Consider the following 16,595-nt stretch of genomic DNA (forward strand, 5'->3'; position numbering starts at 1 on the left):
GCATGACCGACCTCCCGACGAGGCGCGAACGCCGGCTCGCCGAGGCCGACCGTGCCCGGGCCGCCGAGACCGAGGCCCGCACCGCCGCAGCGGAACCGCCGACGGTCGCGATCGACCTCCGTGCACCGGCACCGGTGCCGGAGATCGTGACCGGCCGCCGGCGTGACCGCTCGCCCGACCAGGGTGCCTCGACCGAGCGGACCCGCGTGATGGGCATCCTCAACGTCACGCCCGACTCGTTCAGCGACGGCGGCCTGCACCAGGCCCACGACGCCGCGGTCGCGCACGCCCGGGCGCTCGTCGCGGCCGGCGCCGACCTGGTCGACGTCGGTGGCGAGTCCACCCGGCCGGGCGCCGACCGCGTGCCGCTCGCGGTCGAGCAGGAGCGCGTGCTGCCCGTGGTCCGGAGCCTCGTCGCCGAGGGCATCCCGGTGAGCGTCGACACCATGAACGCCGAGACCGCCGAGCGCGCGGTCGAGGCCGGTGCCGTGATCGTCAACGACGTGTCCGGTGGCCTGGCCGACCCGGACATGGCCCGCGTGGTCCGGGACACCGGGGCCGGCTTCGTCGTCATGCACTGGCGCGGGCACAGCGACCGGATGTACCGGAACGCCGAGTACACGCACGCCGTCGACGAGGTCCGCCGTGAGGTCGAGATGCGGGTCGCCGAGCTCATCGTGCTCGGGGTCCGCCAGGAACAGGTCGTCATCGACCCGGGCCTGGGCTTCGCCAAGCAGGGTGCCCAGAACTGGGAGATCCTGGCCGGGTACGAGCGCTTCGCCTCGCTCGGTCTGCCGGTGCTCGTCGCCGCCTCACGCAAGCGGTTCCTGGACGGGGTCGGCAGCGCAGCCGGCGCCCCGCCCGCCGACCGCGACCTCGCCACCGCCGCGATCAGCCTCCTCGCCGCCGAGCGCGGCGCGTGGGGCGTCCGCGTGCACGACCCGGCACCGACGCGTGCCGTGCTCGACGTCTGGGATGCCTGGAGGGCAGCGCGCACATGAACGACACCATCCGACTGACCGGGGTCCGTGCCCGGGGCCACCACGGCGTGTTCGACCAGGAGCGCGAGGACGGCCAGGACTTCGTCGTCGACGTCGCGGTCGAGCTCGACGCCCGGACCGCCTCCGGCAGCGACGACCTGGCCGACACCGTGCACTACGGCGTGCTGGCCGAGCAGGTCGTCGCCGAGATCGAGCGGGACCCGGTGGACCTCATCGAGACCGTCGCCGAGCGCATCGCCGCGGCCGTCCTGACCCACCGTGCGGCCCGTGCGACCGAGGTGACCGTGCACAAGCCGCAGGCCCCGATCACGGTGCCGTTCTCCGACGTCTCGATCACGATCCGTCGCACCCGCGGTGCCGCCGCGGTGCACGAGGAAGAAGAGTGAGCCGGGCGGTCGTCGCCCTCGGTGCGAACCTCGGCGACCGGGGGAGCACCCTGCGCGCCGCGGCCCACGCGATCGCCGCGCTCCCCGGTGTGCGCCCGGTGGCGTCGAGCCGCGAGGTCGAGTCGGTCGCCCTGACCCTGGACGGGCTCGACGAGACGAAGCCGCGCTACCGCAACGGTGTCGTCGTCGTGGACACCGACCTGGCACCGCAGGAGCTGCTCGAAGCGCTGCACGGCATCGAGGACGCCCACGGCCGCACCCGCGAGGTGCGGTGGGGCGACCGGACGCTCGACCTCGACGTCGTGGCGATCGACGACCTGCGGCTCGACACCGCGACCCTGACGGTGCCGCACCCGCGCGCGGGGGAGCGGGCGTTCGTGCTCGCGCCGTGGCTCGATGCCGACCCGGACGCCGTGCTGCCGGGTGCCGGACCGGTGGCCGACCTGCTGGCCGCGCTGGGCGACGACACCGAGCGCGTCGAGGAGCCGCGCCTGTTCGACGGGGTGACCCGCGCCTCCCGACCGGACCCGGAGCCCACCCGGGCGACCGAGCCGACACCGGCGACCGGAACGATCCCGGGGCCGACCCGGACGCCGACCTCGACGAGCGGCCCGACCTCGACGAGCGGCCCGACCCCGACGACCGGGCCGACCTCGACGAGCGGCCCGACCCCGACGACCGGGCCGACCCCGTGAAGCCGACCCGCGCCTCCACCCTGGTCAGCGTCGCGTTCGTCGCCGCGGTGGCGGGCTTCGCCCTCGACGCCGTCCTGGCGTCCCGCCAGGCGCCGACGCTGTTCCTCTCCACGCCGCTCGGGGCGACCCTGGCCCTGATCGGCGTCGCGATCGTCGCGATGGCCCGTCCGGTGCGTCGGCACGCGCGGGACGGCGCGACCCGGCAGCGCCCGGTCGACCCGCTCTACGCGACCCGCGTGGTGGTGCTCGCGAAGGCCTCGAGCATCGCGGGAGCGCTGTTCGGCGGGTTCGGTGGGGGCCTGCTCGTGTACCTCCTGACCCGATCCGCCCTGCCGCCGCTAGGCTCGGTCCTGCCGAACGCCGTGGCGCTCGGGGGCGGTGCCGTGCTCGTGGTGTGCGCGATCGTCGCCGAGCGCATGTGCATCGCCCCGCCGCCCGGCGACGACGATGACGACCTGCCGAGGGGTGGCACGTCGGCGACCTGACCGACGACCGCAGGAGGCCGCGATGCCGCTGGAACGACTCGACGAGCCGGGCCTCGGCCTGACCGGGACCACGTGGACGCGGGTGTCGCCGAAGCTCGTCTGGACGGAGCTCGTGACGACCGTCGTGGTCGGCCTCGTCATCACCGCCGGGTGCGTGCTCTTCGCCGTGCTGAACGACGGGACGGGCAGCACCGCCGGCCTCGTCTGGGTCCTCGTGTCCGTCGTGGTGGCCGTCGCCGCGATCGTCACGGCCGTGCTCACCCCGCGTCGGGTGCGGGCGATCGGCTACGCCCTGCGTGACGACGACCTCGTGCTGCGGCGCGGGCTGATGTGGCAGCGGTTCACCGCGGTGCCGTACGGCCGCATGCAGCTCGTCGACGTGAACCGCGGGCCGCTCGACCGGGTCCTCGGGCTCAGCGAGCTGAAGTTCGTGACCGCCGCCGCCTCGACCAACGTGCGCATCCCCGGGATCGTCGCGGCGGACGCCGACGTGCTGCGCGACCGGCTCGTCGAGCTCGCCGAGTCCCGCCGCGCCGGGCTCTAGGGGGACCGCGTGACGTTCCGCCCCGGACCACCGCCGCCCGCCCCGCCCACGAAGGGCGACGCCGCCGCAGCCGCTCCGCTCACCGACGGCGAGTGGCACCGTCTGCACCCGCTCACGCCGCTGCTCAAGGGCGGCATCGTGCTCATCGTGGTGCTCGGGTACGTGCTCAACAACCTGCGGGACCAGCTCGTCGAGTTCTTCATCCCCGGCACCGGCCCGCAGGACAGCGGCGACCCGGTGCGCTACGTGTGGGAGCACGGCGTGGTCGGCTGGGTGGTGCTCGGCGTGGTCGTGCTGCTCGTCGTGCTCACCGGGCTGTTCTGGCTGTCCTGGCGGATGCACGAGTTCCGCGTGACCGGCGAGATCGTCGAGGTGCGCTCGGGCGTGCTCTTCCGGACCAACCGCCGGGCGCGGCTCGACCGCATCCAGGGCATCAACATCTCGCGGCCCCTCGTCGCCCGGGTGCTCGGTACCGCGAAGCTCGAGATCGCGCAGGCCGGCAACGACGCGAACGTGCAGCTCGCGTACCTCGGGGCGCGTGCCGCCGACGACCTGCGGCAGCGCATCCTCGTGCTCGCGTCCGGCGCGAAGGACGACGACCCCCGTGCCGTGCGCCGGTCCGACGGTGTGCTGCAGGACCGCGTCGACGAGCTGTTCTCGCCCGAGCTCGACCCCGCCGCGGTGCACGCGACCCGGATCGTCAAGGTGCACCCCGGGCGGCTCATCGCCTCGATGCTGCTGTCCGGGACGACGGTGTTCATCCTGCTGGCCATCGCCGCGATGGTGGTCAGCGTGGCGCTCACCGGCGAGTCCGGGATCCTGTTCGGCCTGTTCCCGGCCGTGATCGGTGCCGGCGGCTACTACGTCCGCAAGTTCTCGCGCTCGCTGCAGTACACGATCGCCGACACCCGCGACGGCATCCGGATCGGCTTCGGACTCGTGTCCACCTCGAACGAGACGCTCCCGCCCGGGCGCATCCACGCGGTGAGCGTCGCGCAGCCGCTGCTGTGGCGGCCGTTCGGCTGGTGGGACGTCCGGATCAACCGTGCGACGAACGCCGGCAACGGGGCCTCGAGCAACCAGCAGGTGTCGTCGATCGTGCTGCCGGTCGGCCGGGCCGCCGACGTCCGCGAGGTCCTCGACATCATCCTGCCGGGCCTGGTCGGTTCGGCCGTCGCCGGCCCGGACGCCTCCCGCGAGGAGCTCCGCGAGGGGTCGTCCGAGGCGGTCGACGTGGTCGACGACAGCCTCACCACGACGGGTGACCGCGGCGGCTTCGTGCACTCGCCGGGTCGGGGTGCGTGGCTCCGCCCGCTGTCGTTCCGCCGCAACGGGTACCGCTTCGTGCAGGGGGCCGTGCTGCTGCGCCTCGGCGCGGTCTGGCGGTCGCTCGTCATCGTCCCGTTGCCCCGCGTGCAGAGCGTGCGGGTCGAGCAGGGTCCGGTCGAGCGCTGGCTGCGGGTGGCGTCGGTGCACGTGCACACCGTGTCCGGTCCCGTCTCGGCGCGCATCGGGGCGCTCGACGCGCAGGACGCGCAGCGCCTGTGGTCCGGGACCGCCCGGCGGGCGGTCGAGGCGGCCGCCGCGGACACGTCCCACCGGTGGCGCGAACGGGAGGCCCGGGACGCCGCCGCCACGCAGGCCGCGGTGCCGCAGCCGCTCGGGTCCACGGCGCCGTGGGCGCCGGCAGGTCCGCTCGGTGACGAGACCGGCGGACCGGCGCAGGCGGGCCCGTCCGGTGACGCGGCCGGCAGACCGGCGCAGGCCGACCCGTTCGGTGACGCGACCCGCGGACCGGCGCAGGCCGACGCGGGGACGCGAGCCGCGCCTCCAGGCCGGTGGCCCGACGTCCCCCCGACCGCCCCGTGGTCCGACGTCCCGCCGCCCGGAGCTGCACGGTGAGGGCGGGACGACTCGGCGTCGGCATCGTCGGCGCCGGACGGGTCGGACCCGTGCTCGGCGCCGCGCTGGCCAACGCGGAGCACGCCGTGGTCGGGGTGACCGCCGTGTCCGAGGCCGGCCGCGACCGAGCCGGCGCGATGCTGCCAGGAGCCCCCGTGCTGACGACGCCGGAGCTCGTCGAGCGGAGTGAACTCGTGCTGCTCGCGGTGCCCGACGACCAGCTCGCCGAACTCGTGCGGGGTCTGGCGGAGGCGGGCATCTGGCAGCCCGGACAGCTCGTCGTGCACACGAGCCCGGACCACGGCGTCGAGGTCCTCGCGCCCGCACGCGCGGCCGGGGCCATCCCGCTCGCGATCCACCCCGCGATGGCGTTCACCGGCACCAGCGTCGACCTGACACGCCTGCGCGACGCCTACTGCGCCGTGACCGCGCCGTCGCCGGTGCTGCCGATCGCGCAGGCGCTCGTCGTCGAGATGGGCGCGGAGCCGTTCGTGGTCGCCGAGGAGGACCGCCCCGCGTACGCCGACGCCGTGCGGGCCGCGGTGTCGTTCTCGACCGCGATCGTCGACCAGTCGGCGGGGACCCTCGCCGGCATCGGGGTCGAGCGGCCGGGGCGGGTGCTCGGTGCGCTCGTGCGCTCGGCGGTCGACAACGCGCTCGCGGCGGCGGACGGGCAGGCGGCGCTGTAGTCGGCGCGGCCACGGGACGTCGTCGGGCGGGCCGTCCCGGCCGGTACCATCGGTGCATCCCCCACGACCCCATCGGAGCCGCACCAGCATGACCGACGAGACCGCACCCGCCACGGAGCCCTCCGCCGCCGAACTCGAGGCCGCCGAGACCAGCGAGCAGCGACAGGTCCGGCTCGACAAGCGGGCGAAGCTCCTCGAGGCCGGGATCGACGCCTACCCCGCCGAGCTCCCGATCACGACGACGATCCCCGCCGTCCGCGCGCAGTACGAGCACCTCGGGACCGGCGAGGAGACCCAGGACGTCGTCGGCATCGCCGGCCGCATCGTGTTCTCGCGCAACACGGGCAAGCTCTGCTTCGCCTCGCTGCAGTCCGGCGACGGCTCCCGCATCCAGGCGATGGTGTCGCTGGCCGAGGTGGGCGACGAGTCGCTCGCCCGCTGGAAGGAGTTCGTCGACCTCGGCGACCACGTCTTCGTGCACGGCCGCGTGATCTCCTCGCGCCGCGGCGAGCTGTCGATCATGGTCGACGACTGGGCGATCGCGGCGAAGGCGATCCTGCCGCTGCCGAACCTGCACAACGAGCTCAACGAGGAGACCCGGGTCCGCCAGCGGTACCTCGACCTCATCGTCCGTGACCAGGCCCGCGCCACCGTCCGTGCCCGCGCGGCCGTGATGGCCTCGCTGCGCAGCACCTTCACCGGGCACGAGTACCTCGAGGTCGAGACCCCGATGCTGCAGACCCAGCACGGCGGCGCCTCGGCCCGTCCCTTCGTGACGCACTCGAACGCGTTCGACACCGAGCTGTACCTCCGCATCGCGCCCGAGCTCTTCCTCAAGCGCGCGGTCGTCGGCGGCATCGACCGCGTGTTCGAGATCAACCGCAACTTCCGGAACGAGGGCGCCGACTCGTCGCACTCGCCCGAGTTCGCGATGGTCGAGGCCTACCAGGCGTACGGCGACTACGAGCAGATGGCCGACCTGACGCAGGAGCTCGTGCAGAACGCCACGCGCGCCGTGACCGGTGGCTCGCTCGTGGTCACGCTGCCGGACGGCACCGACTACGACCTCGGCGGCGAGTGGGCGCGCATGGACATGTACGAGTCGCTGTCCGAGGCGTCCGGCCACGAGATCACGCCGGAGACCCCGCTGTCCGAGCTGCAGGCGCTCGCCGACGCCGAGGGCGTCGAGGTCGCGCACGCGACGCACGGCAAGTACGTCGAGGAGCTCTGGGAGCACTTCAACTCGGACGAGCTGCACGCCCCGACGTTCGTGATGAACTTCCCGGTGGACACCTCGCCGCTCACGCGCCAGCACCGCATCCGCCCCGGTGTGGTCGAGAAGTGGGACCTCTACGTGCGCGGCTTCGAGCTCGCGACGGCGTACTCGGAGCTCGTCGACCCGGTCGTGCAGCGTGAGCGCTTCGTCGAGCAGGCGAAGCTCGCCGCGGGCGGCGACCCCGAGGCGATGCGGGTCGACGAGGAGTTCCTGCGGGCCCTCGAGCACGCCATGCCGCCGTCGGGCGGCATGGGCATGGGCGTCGACCGCCTGCTCATGGCGATCACCGGTCTCGGCATCCGCGAGACGATCCTGTTCCCGCTGGTCAAGTGACCACCCCGGGAGGCGCGGTGCGGGTCCGACCCGCACCGCGCCTCCCGTCCGTCCCCCGTCGTGACAGGCGGCCTGGAGGCACGGTGTGCGTCCGTCTCGCACCGTGCGTCCCGACGGAGCGAGGTACGATGCTCCGGTGCCTGATGGAGTCGTGACCGGGATCGTCTTCGCCGTGACGCCGACGGTCGTCGTCGGCCTGATCTTCTGGTTCGTGATGCGCGCGATCATGCGCGCCGACCGGACCGAGCGCTCGGCGTACGCGAAGGTCGAGGCCGAGGAGCGTGCGCGCTTCGAGCGCGAGCACGGCCGACCCGCCCCCGCGCCGACCTCCGCGGAGTAGCCACCGCCGCAGGTCGCGGCTCCCGCGTCACCGTCCGTTCACCCCGGGCTGGTGGACTCGCCGTCGTGCACGCGCGACCGATCGACCCCGATCCGGCGGAGACCGACCCCGAGGACGCCTTCGGGCACCCCGCGCTGCCCGACCCCGTCCGGGACGCGGTGTGGACGGACGGCGACGAGGACGACCAGGACGTCTGAGCGCCCGGCGACGGTCACCCGCCGTTCACCGTTCCGTCGTCGTGTCGTCGTGCGACCGAGCGAGGGTGGTGCGCATGTCCATCACGAACCTCTTCACCGGCCGCAGCCTCGTCGGTGACATCGAGAGCGAGTACGACGAGTTCGACCGCGACGCCGACCTCGAGACCTCCAAGCGCCGGGAGGGCTGGCTCGAACCGTCCTGGTGACACCCACCTCGTCACCCGCAACGGGGTACGCCGACCGGATCGCGACGATCCGGATCGACGTACCCCGTTCTCGTGTCCAGGGAGCGCGGTCGACCGGGGTACACCCTCGGCGGGCGACTCGAAACACCCGTGAAACACCGGAAACTCGGCGCAATCCCCTTGTGTGCGGGTGTCGGGACGGGCCATGCTGACGACCGGGACGTACCCCACGGGGGACGTCCGGAGGGGTGAAGCACGAAGTCACCTGGGAATCGATCCCGCGGGTTTGTGGGGTACGCATCGTGACCGCTTTACTCATGAACACCCCCCTCACGAGGCCATCACCGTCGAACACAGGGAGCGTCACCATGACGATCACCACAGCAGCACCGAAGACGACGACCAGCGCCACCACCGCGCGCCGCACCAAGAAGCCCGCCTCCCTCAAGACCGTCGACCCGACGGTCGAGACCACCACGCTCGACACCGAGGTCGAAGCCGACGAGCAGCTCGCGGGTGTCCGTGGCGCCTCGGTCGACCAGGTCGGTGACTACCTCCGCCACATCGGTCGGCTGTCCCTCCTCACCGCCGAGGAAGAAGCCGACATCGCCCGCCGCATCGAGGTCGGTCTCTTCGCCGAGGAGAAGCTGAACACCGAGGCCGGGCTCGACAAGACCCTGCAGCGTGAACTCCGCTGGCTCGTCCGCGACGGTGAGCGCGCCAAGGAGCGCATGATCACGTCGAACCTCCGCCTGGTCGTGAGCATCGCGAAGCGCTACTCGCAGCGTGGCCTGCCGTTCATGGACGTCATCCAGGAGGGCAACCTCGGGCTCGTCCGCGCGGTCGAGAAGTTCGACTTCACGCAGGGCTACAAGTTCTCCACCTACGCGACCTGGTGGATCCGCCAGGCCATCTCGCGTGGGCTCGCCGACAAGGCACGCACGATCCGCATCCCGGTGCACACCGTCGAGCTGATCAACAAGATCTCGCGCACCGAGCGCGACCTGACCGTCGACCTCGGCCGTGCGCCGATGCCCGACGAGGTCGCCGCGGAGCTCAGCATGAGCGTCGACGAGCTGACCGACCTCAAGGGCCGTTCGCACGAGCCCGTGTCCATCCACACCGTCGTCGGTGACTCCGACGACAGCGAGCTGGGCGACTTCATCGAGGACGAGGACGCCGCCAGCCCGAACGAGCTGACCGAGACGACGCTGCTCCACCGCGACATCCGCTCCATCGTCGCCGAGCTGCCGAGCGACGAGGCCAACGTCATCCGCATGCGCTACGGCCTCGACGACGACAAGCCGATGACGCTCGACGAGATCTCGAAGATCGTGCACACCACGCGCCAGGCGGTCAGCCGCGTCGAGTCGCGTGCGAAGCTGCGCCTGTTCGCGAAGGCCGTGAGCCAGGACATGCAGCTGTACCTGACCGACTGAGGTCAGCAGGCTTCGGCCGACGTGTGAGCGTCGGCACGGGGAACCGGGCCGTTCCGTGGGAAGGCGGTCCGGTGGGGTGATGGGACGGCCCGTCCAGGCACTGCCTGGGCGGGCCACTCGTCTGTCCGGGGCCGGGTCCGGGTCCCCCCTGCGCGGGTGGTGGTCCGTGCCGGTCGGTCGTCTCGTCGGCCCGGTCGGCGGACCGCTCCGGTCAGTCCTCGACGTCGCGGTTCAGGCGCTGCCGCAGGTCGTGCGGGATGAGCTCGATGAGCTGGTCCGGACGGACCGGCAGGTCGAGCAGGCTGAGCTTCACGCGTCCGGTGCGCCCGTGCCGCTCGGCGTCGAGTCGCACCACGCTCCCGGCGTCCTTGCGCAGCCGGACGTCGATCTGCGCCCCGGTCGCGACCTCGCCGACGACGAGCCCGTCGACCTCGAGCGCGGCGCTCCGGGTGCCCTCGGCGATGTCGAGCCGGTAGCGCTCCCGCGCCGCGAGCACCACCGAGCGGTCGATGCCGGCCATCGGGGCGACCGGCGTCACGACGGAGCCCGAGAGCGCGGGGGAGAGCACCGGTCCGCCCGCGGCGTAGTTGTACGCGGTGGAGCCCGCCGGCGTCGAGGCCACGATGGCGTCCGCGCGGTAGTAGCCGTAGCCGAGTCCGCCGACGCTGAGGTCCGCCGAGACCTGACCCGCGCCGGGACGCCGCACGACGGTCAGGTCGTTGAACGCGAGGTAGTCGGTGCGGGCCCCGCTCCAGGACAGTCGGGCCTCGAGCGCGTGGTGCGGTTCGAGCTGGTAGTCGCCGGCGGACAGTCGGTCGAGGGCGGCCTCGAGGTCCGGCGGCTCGATCTCCACGAGGAACCCGACGTTGCCGTAGTTCACGCCGAGCACCGGCACCGGGCGCTTCGCCACGAGCCGCATGGCGCCGAGCATCGTGCCGTCGCCGCCGAGTGCCACGACCAGGTCGACCCGCTCGGTGAAGTCGTCGTCGTCGAGCACCTCGACCTCGCCGCCGATGCGCTGCGCGTCCGCACGTCGGGCGATCAGCCGACCCTGCCCGGAACCCTTCCAGCGCTGCAGTGTCCGGACGGACTCCTGCACGTTCTTGGTCGGGTGGACCACGAGGCCGACGACGGGCTGCTCCATGCCCCGAGCGTACCCAGCGGCCGCCGGGAGGACCGGTCTGCGCACGGTGCGAAGCGAGGTCACGCCCACGGCGAACAGGGGCAGCCCTCCGGGGGTGCGCTGGTTAGTCTCGACGTACGTCACCGGGCCTCCACCGGTCCGGCAAGGGAGAGCACATGTTCGAGAGATTCACCGACCGAGCCCGTCGTGTTGTCGTCCTCGCTCAAGAAGAAGCGAAGATGCTCAACCACAACTACATCGGCACCGAGCACATCCTCCTCGGCCTCATCCACGAGGGCGAGGGCGTCGCCGCCAAGGCGCTGGAGTCGCTCGGCATCTCGCTCGATGCCGTCCGCGAGCAGGTCCAGGACATCATCGGGCAGGGGCAGCAGCAGCCGACCGGGCACATCCCGTTCACGCCGCGCGCCAAGAAGGTGCTCGAGCTGTCCCTGCGCGAGGCGCTGCAGCTCGGCCACAACTACATCGGGACCGAGCACATCCTGCTCGGCCTCATCCGCGAGGGCGAGGGCGTCGCCGCACAGGTGCTCGTCAAGCTCGGTGCGGACCTCAACCGCGTCCGCCAGCAGGTCATCCAGCTCCTGTCCGGCTACCAGGGCAAGGAAGCGGTCGCCGTCGGTGGCGAGACGCAGCAGAACGCCCAGCAGGGTTCGCAGGTCCTCGACCAGTTCGGTCGGAACCTCACCCAGGCCGCGCGTGACGGCAAGCTCGACCCGGTCATCGGGCGCGAGAAGGAGATGGAGCGGGTCATGCAGATCCTCTCCCGTCGTTCCAAGAACAACCCCGTCCTGATCGGTGAGCCCGGCGTCGGCAAGACCGCGGTCGTCGAGGGCCTCGCCCAGGCGATCGTCAAGGGCGACGTCCCGGAGACGCTCAAGGACAAGCAGCTCTACTCGCTCGACCTCGGTTCGCTCATCGCCGGTTCCCGCTACCGCGGTGACTTCGAGGAGCGCCTGAAGAAGGTCACGAAGGAGATCCGCACCCGCGGCGACATCATCGTCTTCATCGACGAGATCCACACCCTCGTGGGTGCCGGTGCCGCCGAGGGCGCGATCGACGCGGCCTCGATCCTCAAGCCGCTGCTCGCCCGCGGTGAGCTGCAGACCGTCGGCGCCACCACGCTCGACGAGTACCGCAAGCACTTCGAGAAGGACGCCGCACTCGAGCGCCGCTTCCAGCCGGTGCAGGTCAACGAGCCGTCGCTGCCGCACGCGATCAACATCCTCAAGGGCCTCCGCGACAAGTACGAGGCGTTCCACAAGGTGTCCATCACCGACGGCGCGATCGTCGCCGCGGCGAACCTGGCCGACCGCTACGTGCAGGACCGCTTCCTGCCGGACAAGGCCATCGACCTGATCGACGAGGCCGGCGCACGTCTCCGCCTGTCGATCCTGTCGGCGCCGCCGGAGCTCCGCGAGTTCGACGAGAAGATCTCGACGGTCCGCGGGTCCAAGGAAGCCGCCATCGAGGAGCAGGACTTCGAGAAGGCCGCGAGCCTGCGCGACGAGGAGAAGAAGCTCCTCGGCGAGCGTCTCCGCCTCGAGAAGCAGTGGCGTGCGGGTGACGTCGCCGCGTCCGGCACCGTCGACGAGGGCATCATCGCCGAGGTCCTGGCGCAGGCCACGGGCATCCCGGTCTTCAAGCTCACCGAAGAAGAGACCTCGCGTCTCGTCTTCATGGAGAAGGCCCTGCACGAGCGCGTCATCGGTCAAGAAGAAGCCATCTCGGCGCTCTCCAAGACCATCCGCCGCACCCGCGCCGGCCTGAAGGACCCGAACCGTCCCTCCGGCTCGTTCATCTTCGCCGGCCCCACGGGCGTCGGGAAGACCGAGCTCGCCAAGGCCCTGGCCGAGTTCCTGTTCGACGACGAGGGCGCACTGATCTCCCTCGACATGTCGGAGTTCGGCGAGAAGCACACGGTCTCGCGCCTGTTCGGTGCCCCTCCCGGGTTCGTCGGGTTCGAGGAGGGCGGCCAGCTCACCGAGAAGGTGCGCCGCAAGCCGTTCTCCGTGGTCCTGTTCGACGAGATCGAGAAGGCCCACCCGGACATCTTCAACTCGCTGCTGCAGGTCCTCGAAGAGGGTCGTCTGACCGATGGTCAGGGCCGCGTGGTCGACTTCAAGAACACCGTCATCATCATGACCACGAACCTCGGTTCGCAGGGCATCGCCGGTGGCCCGGTGGGCTTCCAGGTCGAGGGCGACTCGGCCGTCGGCTACGACCGCATGCGCTCGAAGGTGAACGAGGAGCTCAAGAAGCACTTCAAGCCCGAGTTCCTGAACCGCGTCGACGACACGATCGTGTTCCCGCAGCTGTCGCAGTCCGAGCTGCTGCAGATCGTGGACCTGTTCGTGAAGCGTCTGGCCGACCGTCTGCTCGACCGCGACATGACCGTCGAGCTCACGCTCCCGGCCAAGGAGCAGCTCATCAAGGTCGGGTTCGACCCGGCACTCGGTGCACGCCCGCTGCGTCGCGCGATGCAGCACGAGGTCGAGGACCAGCTGTCCGAGCACATCCTGCAGGGTGAGCTCACGGCCGGCGACCACGTGAAGGTCGACTTCGCCGACGGTGCGTTCCAGTTCGAGACCGGGCGTCAGCCGGGTCGCGAGGAGGTCCTCGCCGGGGCCCCGTCGCTCGAGAAGGCACCCGAGACCCCGCAGGGCGAGATCGAGTCCTAGGCCCCTCCGGCCCAGGCCGACCCCCGGGTCCGGCACGGAAGGCGCAGCACCCCCGGGTGCTGCGCCTTCCGTCCGTCCGGAGTGCGGATACGGGATGACTTCGCGTCGGAGCCGGACCTGACCCTCGTCCGGGGGTACCGTTGTCCCTGTGCGAGGGGTTCCCCCCAACGCCTCGTGCACGATGTCCGGCTGTTCCCCCCAACTGGCTGGACGTCAGTGGCCCCGGTCCCTTCGGATCGGGGCCACTTACGCGTTCGGGGGTCCCCCGCCGTCATGCACGCTCCGGGATGGAGCAGCAGACGTCGGGTCGGCCCGGTCCGGGCGACGTTGTCTGCTCCATCCGTGCGCGGGCCCGGCCCAGCGGCCCGGCCCGGTCCCGTCCAGGCGGGCTCAGGCGGGCAGGGCAGCGGCGAACGTGCGGACGGCCTGCTCCCAGCGCTCCGGGTCCTCGTTCCACTCGAGCGTGTGCCGCGCCGTGGCGAACGTCACGACCTCGGCCCCGTGCGCACGCCGGGTGGCGACGTCGTCCGGGTCGACGAGCGGGTCGGCCGCCGAGTGCAGCAGCAGGGTCGGTGTGCCCTCGTCCTGCCACCGGGTGACGCTGAGCGGGTACGGCACACCGGCGAGCCGGCTCAGGCCCGAGGTGGTCGCCACACGCACCGCCACGGTCCCGACGGCCGCGGGGAACCGGGACGCGGTCACGGCGCCGCGGAGGGCCGACCGGACGTCGAGCAACGGCGCGACACCGACGATGCCGTCCACGGGCGTCCGTGCGGCGGCTGCGGACGCCGCGAGGGCCCCGGCGGACCAGCCCTGCAGCACGACCCGGCGGGCGCCCCGTGCCCGGGCAGCGTGTGCGGCGGCGGCGATCCGGTCGACCGCGGTCGGGTCGAGGGACCGCAGCGGCAGCCCCGACGTGTCCACGACCTGGTTCGAGGCGCCGAGCTCCCGCCACACCCGCAGCCCGCGGAGGACCTGCTGCGGCCCGATCGACTGCCCGTGGACGTGCACGACGTGCGTCTCGGCGATGCCGTCCGGTTCGGTGCCCGGGACCTCGTCGGCCGTCGTCCACACGAGCTCGGACTCCGGCGGCGTGAACGGCGCGGGGTGGAGCAGGCGTCGCGCGGCAGCGGCGCCGAGCGCGACGCTCCCCGCGGTGGCGATCGCGGTGCCGGTGAGTGCGGTGCGCAGGAGCTTCATGCCAGCCACTCTGCCAGCGTGCGATGTGCGCGGCGGTGCGGTCGGCGGTCTGCCGCGACCACACGACGGACGGGAGGCGCGGTGCCAGCTGGCACCGCGCCTCCCGTCTGTGGGTCCTTGCTTCAGGACGCCCGGGCGTCAGGCCTGGACGTCGCCGCGCCAACCCGGCTCGGTCGGGGCGTTCTCGACGCGCTCCTTGTAGTTCTGGAGGTCCTTCTTGACGGCGTGGCCGCCGACGCCGACGGCGGAACCGAGCTTCTCGAGGATGCCGGAGGGCTCCCAGTCGATCTGCACGGTGACGCGGGTCTCGGCGTCCGCGAGCTTGTGGAACGTGACGACGCCCGCGTGGTCGGTGTCGCCGTCCTTGACGGTCCACGCGACACGCTCGTCCGGGTGCTGCTCGGTGATGACGGCACGGAACTGACGCTCCTGGCCGGCCACCTTCACGGTCCAGTCGGTGGTGGTGTCGTCGACCTGGACGATCTTCTCGACCTCGTCGAGGAAGTGCGGGAACTCCTCGAACCGGGTCCACTGGTCGTAGGCCTGGCGGACGGGGACGTTGACGTCGACGGTCTCGATGATCTGGGGCACGGCCGCTCCTTCGTTTCGTCGTACTGGGGTGTTCGTGGCGTGTTGCCTGCACCTGGGACGGTAGGCGGGTGTGGCTGGACGGGGTCCAGGGCGGTGTCCCCCTCGGGCGGCGCGGAGCATGGGTGCTGGCGCGTCGCGGCGGTGCACGCTCCGCCGTCCTATGCTCGGGAGGATGACTGCACACGGGAAGCACGCGTTCGACGAGCGGGACGAACACGGCATCCGCGTGCGACCCGCACTCGCGTCGGACGTGCCGCACATCCAGCGGCTCATCGCCCCGTACGTCGACCGGCGGATCCTGCTCGGCAAGGAGAACGTCGCCCTGTACGGCTCGATCCAGCAGTTCCGGATCGCCGAGGGGCCCGACGGCGTCCCGATCGGCTGCGGTGCGCTCGCGGTGTTCTGGGACGACATCGCCGAGGTGCGCACACTCGCCCTCGACGAGGCGTGGATCCACAAGCGCGTCGGCCACCGCATGCTCGAGGCGCTCGAGCACGACGCCCGCGAGCTCGGGGTCGCCCGGATCTTCTGCCTGACCTTCGAGGTCGACTTCTTCACGAAGCACGGCTACCTCGAGATCGGCGAGCAGGTCGTCGACCCCGACGTCTACGCCGAGCTCGTGCGGTCGTCCGACGAGGGGGTCGCGGAGTTCCTCGACCTCGCCCGGGTCAAGCCGAACACCCTCGGCAACACCCGCATGCTGAAGATCCTCTGACGCTTTCCGCGGTGCCCCGGCGTCGCTCCCCGGGGTGCGGTGTGTTCGCCCTACCCTGTGCGCATGTCCTCCCTGCGCCACCCCGTCGGACCCGAGTCCTCCCGTGTCTACTGGCGCCGCCGGGCGCTCGTGCTCGGGGTCCTGCTCCTCGTGGTCGTGGTGGTCGTGCTGATCGTCGTGGGCCGGGGGAGCGGAGCGACGTCGGCGACCGGTCCGTCGGCGTCACCGTCGGCATCCGCGTCGCCGGCCGCGTCATCGGCGAAGTCCGACGCAGCCGGCGCTGCTGACGCAGCGTCGCCGTCCCCGTCGGCATCGGCCGCGGCCGCCGGCGACGGGGACACCTGCACGAAGGACGACATCGCACTGAAGCCGGTCCTCGACAAGAGCTCGTACGGCCCCACCGAGGACCCGAAGATCGCCATGTCGATCACGAACACCGGCTCGGCCACGTGCCACATGGACCTCGGGTCGGCGCAGCAGGTGCTCACGATCAGCTCCGGCGACGAGCAGTACTGGTCGTCGAAGGACTGCCAGACGAACGGCACCAGCCAGGACGTGACGATCAAGGCGGGGCAGACCCTCACGACGCCGTCGATCACCTGGGACCGGACGCGCTCGTCGACGACCACGTGCGACAGCTCGCGGCCGGCGGTCACCGGTGGCGGGGCGAGCTACCACCTGACCGTGGCGGTGGGGGAGCTGCAGTCGGCGAAGGCGGCGCAGTTCGTCCTGAACTAGGGCGCGGGGAGGACATGCGCACAGGGTAGGGCGAACACACCGCACCCCGGGGAGCGACGC

Annotated in this window: 18 protein-coding genes; 15 read left to right on the forward strand and 3 right to left on the reverse strand. The window is 72.0% G+C overall.

Annotated elements, in window-relative coordinates:
- Nucleotides 1-2 precede the first annotated feature (2 nt).
- The 12 genes from folP (at nucleotide 3) to BEP24_RS07000 (ending at nucleotide 9,472) form a co-directional block, all read left to right on the forward strand.
- The gene (gene folP, locus BEP24_RS06955) at nucleotides 3-1,001 is read left to right on the forward strand and encodes a dihydropteroate synthase (RefSeq protein ID WP_253181618.1); all 999 of its coding nucleotides are present in this window, start codon (nucleotides 3-5) and stop codon (nucleotides 999-1,001) included.
- Complete coding sequence (gene folB / locus BEP24_RS06960) at nucleotides 998-1,387, forward strand: dihydroneopterin aldolase (RefSeq protein ID WP_065961720.1); 390 nt, start codon at nucleotides 998-1,000, stop codon at nucleotides 1,385-1,387. Before folP ends, folB begins: the two co-directional genes overlap by 4 nt.
- Nucleotides 1,384-2,082 (forward strand): 2-amino-4-hydroxy-6-hydroxymethyldihydropteridine diphosphokinase, encoded by a 699-nt coding sequence (gene folK / locus BEP24_RS06965; protein WP_083230166.1) that lies wholly within the window; start codon nucleotides 1,384-1,386, stop codon nucleotides 2,080-2,082. Before folB ends, folK begins: the two co-directional genes overlap by 4 nt.
- Entirely contained in the window at nucleotides 2,079-2,567 is a 489-nt protein-coding gene (locus BEP24_RS06970; protein WP_065961722.1) for a DUF3180 domain-containing protein, read from the forward strand. The genes folK and BEP24_RS06970 overlap by 4 nt, the downstream gene beginning before the upstream one ends.
- 22 nt (nucleotides 2,568-2,589) lie before the next feature.
- Nucleotides 2,590-3,111 (forward strand): PH domain-containing protein, encoded by a 522-nt coding sequence (locus tag BEP24_RS06975; RefSeq protein WP_065961724.1) that lies wholly within the window; start codon nucleotides 2,590-2,592, stop codon nucleotides 3,109-3,111.
- A 9-nt stretch (nucleotides 3,112-3,120) separates the two neighbouring features.
- Nucleotides 3,121-5,013: a PH domain-containing protein gene (locus tag BEP24_RS06980; RefSeq protein WP_065961725.1), complete on the forward strand. Its 1,893-nt coding sequence runs from the start codon at nucleotides 3,121-3,123 to the stop codon at nucleotides 5,011-5,013.
- Nucleotides 5,010-5,702, forward strand: a complete 693-nt coding sequence (locus BEP24_RS06985; RefSeq protein WP_253181619.1) for a Rossmann-like and DUF2520 domain-containing protein — start codon at nucleotides 5,010-5,012, stop codon at nucleotides 5,700-5,702. Before BEP24_RS06980 ends, BEP24_RS06985 begins: the two co-directional genes overlap by 4 nt.
- An 88-nt stretch (nucleotides 5,703-5,790) precedes the next feature.
- Entirely contained in the window at nucleotides 5,791-7,311 is a 1,521-nt protein-coding gene (gene lysS, locus BEP24_RS06990) for a lysine--tRNA ligase (protein ID WP_065961732.1), read from the forward strand.
- Nucleotides 7,312-7,447: 136 nt separating this feature from the next.
- Nucleotides 7,448-7,651, forward strand: coding sequence for a hypothetical protein (locus BEP24_RS06995; RefSeq protein WP_065961734.1), 204 nt, complete (start codon nucleotides 7,448-7,450; stop codon nucleotides 7,649-7,651).
- A gap of 65 nt (nucleotides 7,652-7,716) precedes the next feature.
- Nucleotides 7,717-7,848, forward strand: coding sequence for a hypothetical protein (locus BEP24_RS18135; RefSeq protein ID WP_290439176.1), 132 nt, complete (start codon nucleotides 7,717-7,719; stop codon nucleotides 7,846-7,848).
- A gap of 74 nt (nucleotides 7,849-7,922) precedes the next feature.
- A complete protein-coding gene (locus BEP24_RS18140; RefSeq protein ID WP_290439177.1) occupies nucleotides 7,923-8,054 on the forward strand; it encodes a hypothetical protein in 132 nt (43 codons plus the stop codon).
- 347 nt (nucleotides 8,055-8,401) lie between these two features.
- Entirely contained in the window at nucleotides 8,402-9,472 is a 1,071-nt protein-coding gene (locus BEP24_RS07000; protein ID WP_065961736.1) for a sigma-70 family RNA polymerase sigma factor, read from the forward strand.
- A gap of 211 nt (nucleotides 9,473-9,683) precedes the next feature.
- Here the strand turns inward: BEP24_RS07000 and BEP24_RS07005 are convergent, their stop codons facing one another.
- Nucleotides 9,684-10,616, reverse strand: a complete 933-nt coding sequence (locus tag BEP24_RS07005; RefSeq protein WP_065961741.1) for an NAD(+)/NADH kinase — start codon at nucleotides 10,614-10,616, stop codon at nucleotides 9,684-9,686.
- Nucleotides 10,617-10,771: 155 nt separating this feature from the next.
- Between BEP24_RS07005 and BEP24_RS07010 the strand changes: the two genes are divergently transcribed.
- Entirely contained in the window at nucleotides 10,772-13,291 is a 2,520-nt protein-coding gene (locus BEP24_RS07010; protein WP_065961743.1) for an ATP-dependent Clp protease ATP-binding subunit, read from the forward strand.
- Between the two features lie 390 nt (nucleotides 13,292-13,681).
- On the opposite strand, the gene BEP24_RS16980 is transcribed toward BEP24_RS07010, so the two are convergent.
- Both BEP24_RS16980 and BEP24_RS07020 read right to left on the reverse strand, forming a co-directional pair.
- Nucleotides 13,682-14,491 (reverse strand): hypothetical protein, encoded by an 810-nt coding sequence (locus tag BEP24_RS16980; protein WP_139197400.1) that lies wholly within the window; start codon nucleotides 14,489-14,491, stop codon nucleotides 13,682-13,684.
- A gap of 138 nt (nucleotides 14,492-14,629) precedes the next feature.
- Nucleotides 14,630-15,082 (reverse strand): SRPBCC family protein, encoded by a 453-nt coding sequence (locus BEP24_RS07020; protein WP_065961749.1) that lies wholly within the window; start codon nucleotides 15,080-15,082, stop codon nucleotides 14,630-14,632.
- 172 nt (nucleotides 15,083-15,254) lie between these two features.
- Here BEP24_RS07020 and BEP24_RS07025 point away from each other — a divergent pair, with 172 nt between their 5' ends.
- Nucleotides 15,255-15,797: an amino-acid N-acetyltransferase gene (locus tag BEP24_RS07025; protein WP_065961751.1), complete on the forward strand. Its 543-nt coding sequence runs from the start codon at nucleotides 15,255-15,257 to the stop codon at nucleotides 15,795-15,797.
- A 63-nt stretch (nucleotides 15,798-15,860) separates the two neighbouring features.
- On the forward strand, nucleotides 15,861-16,535 hold the full coding sequence (locus tag BEP24_RS07030; RefSeq protein ID WP_065961752.1) for a hypothetical protein: 675 nt from the start codon (nucleotides 15,861-15,863) through the stop codon (nucleotides 16,533-16,535).
- Nucleotides 16,536-16,595: the final 60 nt, after the last annotated feature.

Origin of the sequence: Curtobacterium sp. UCD-KPL2560 (genome assembly GCF_001705035.1) — a bacterium.
Lineage (GTDB): Bacteria > Actinomycetota > Actinomycetes > Actinomycetales > Microbacteriaceae > Curtobacterium.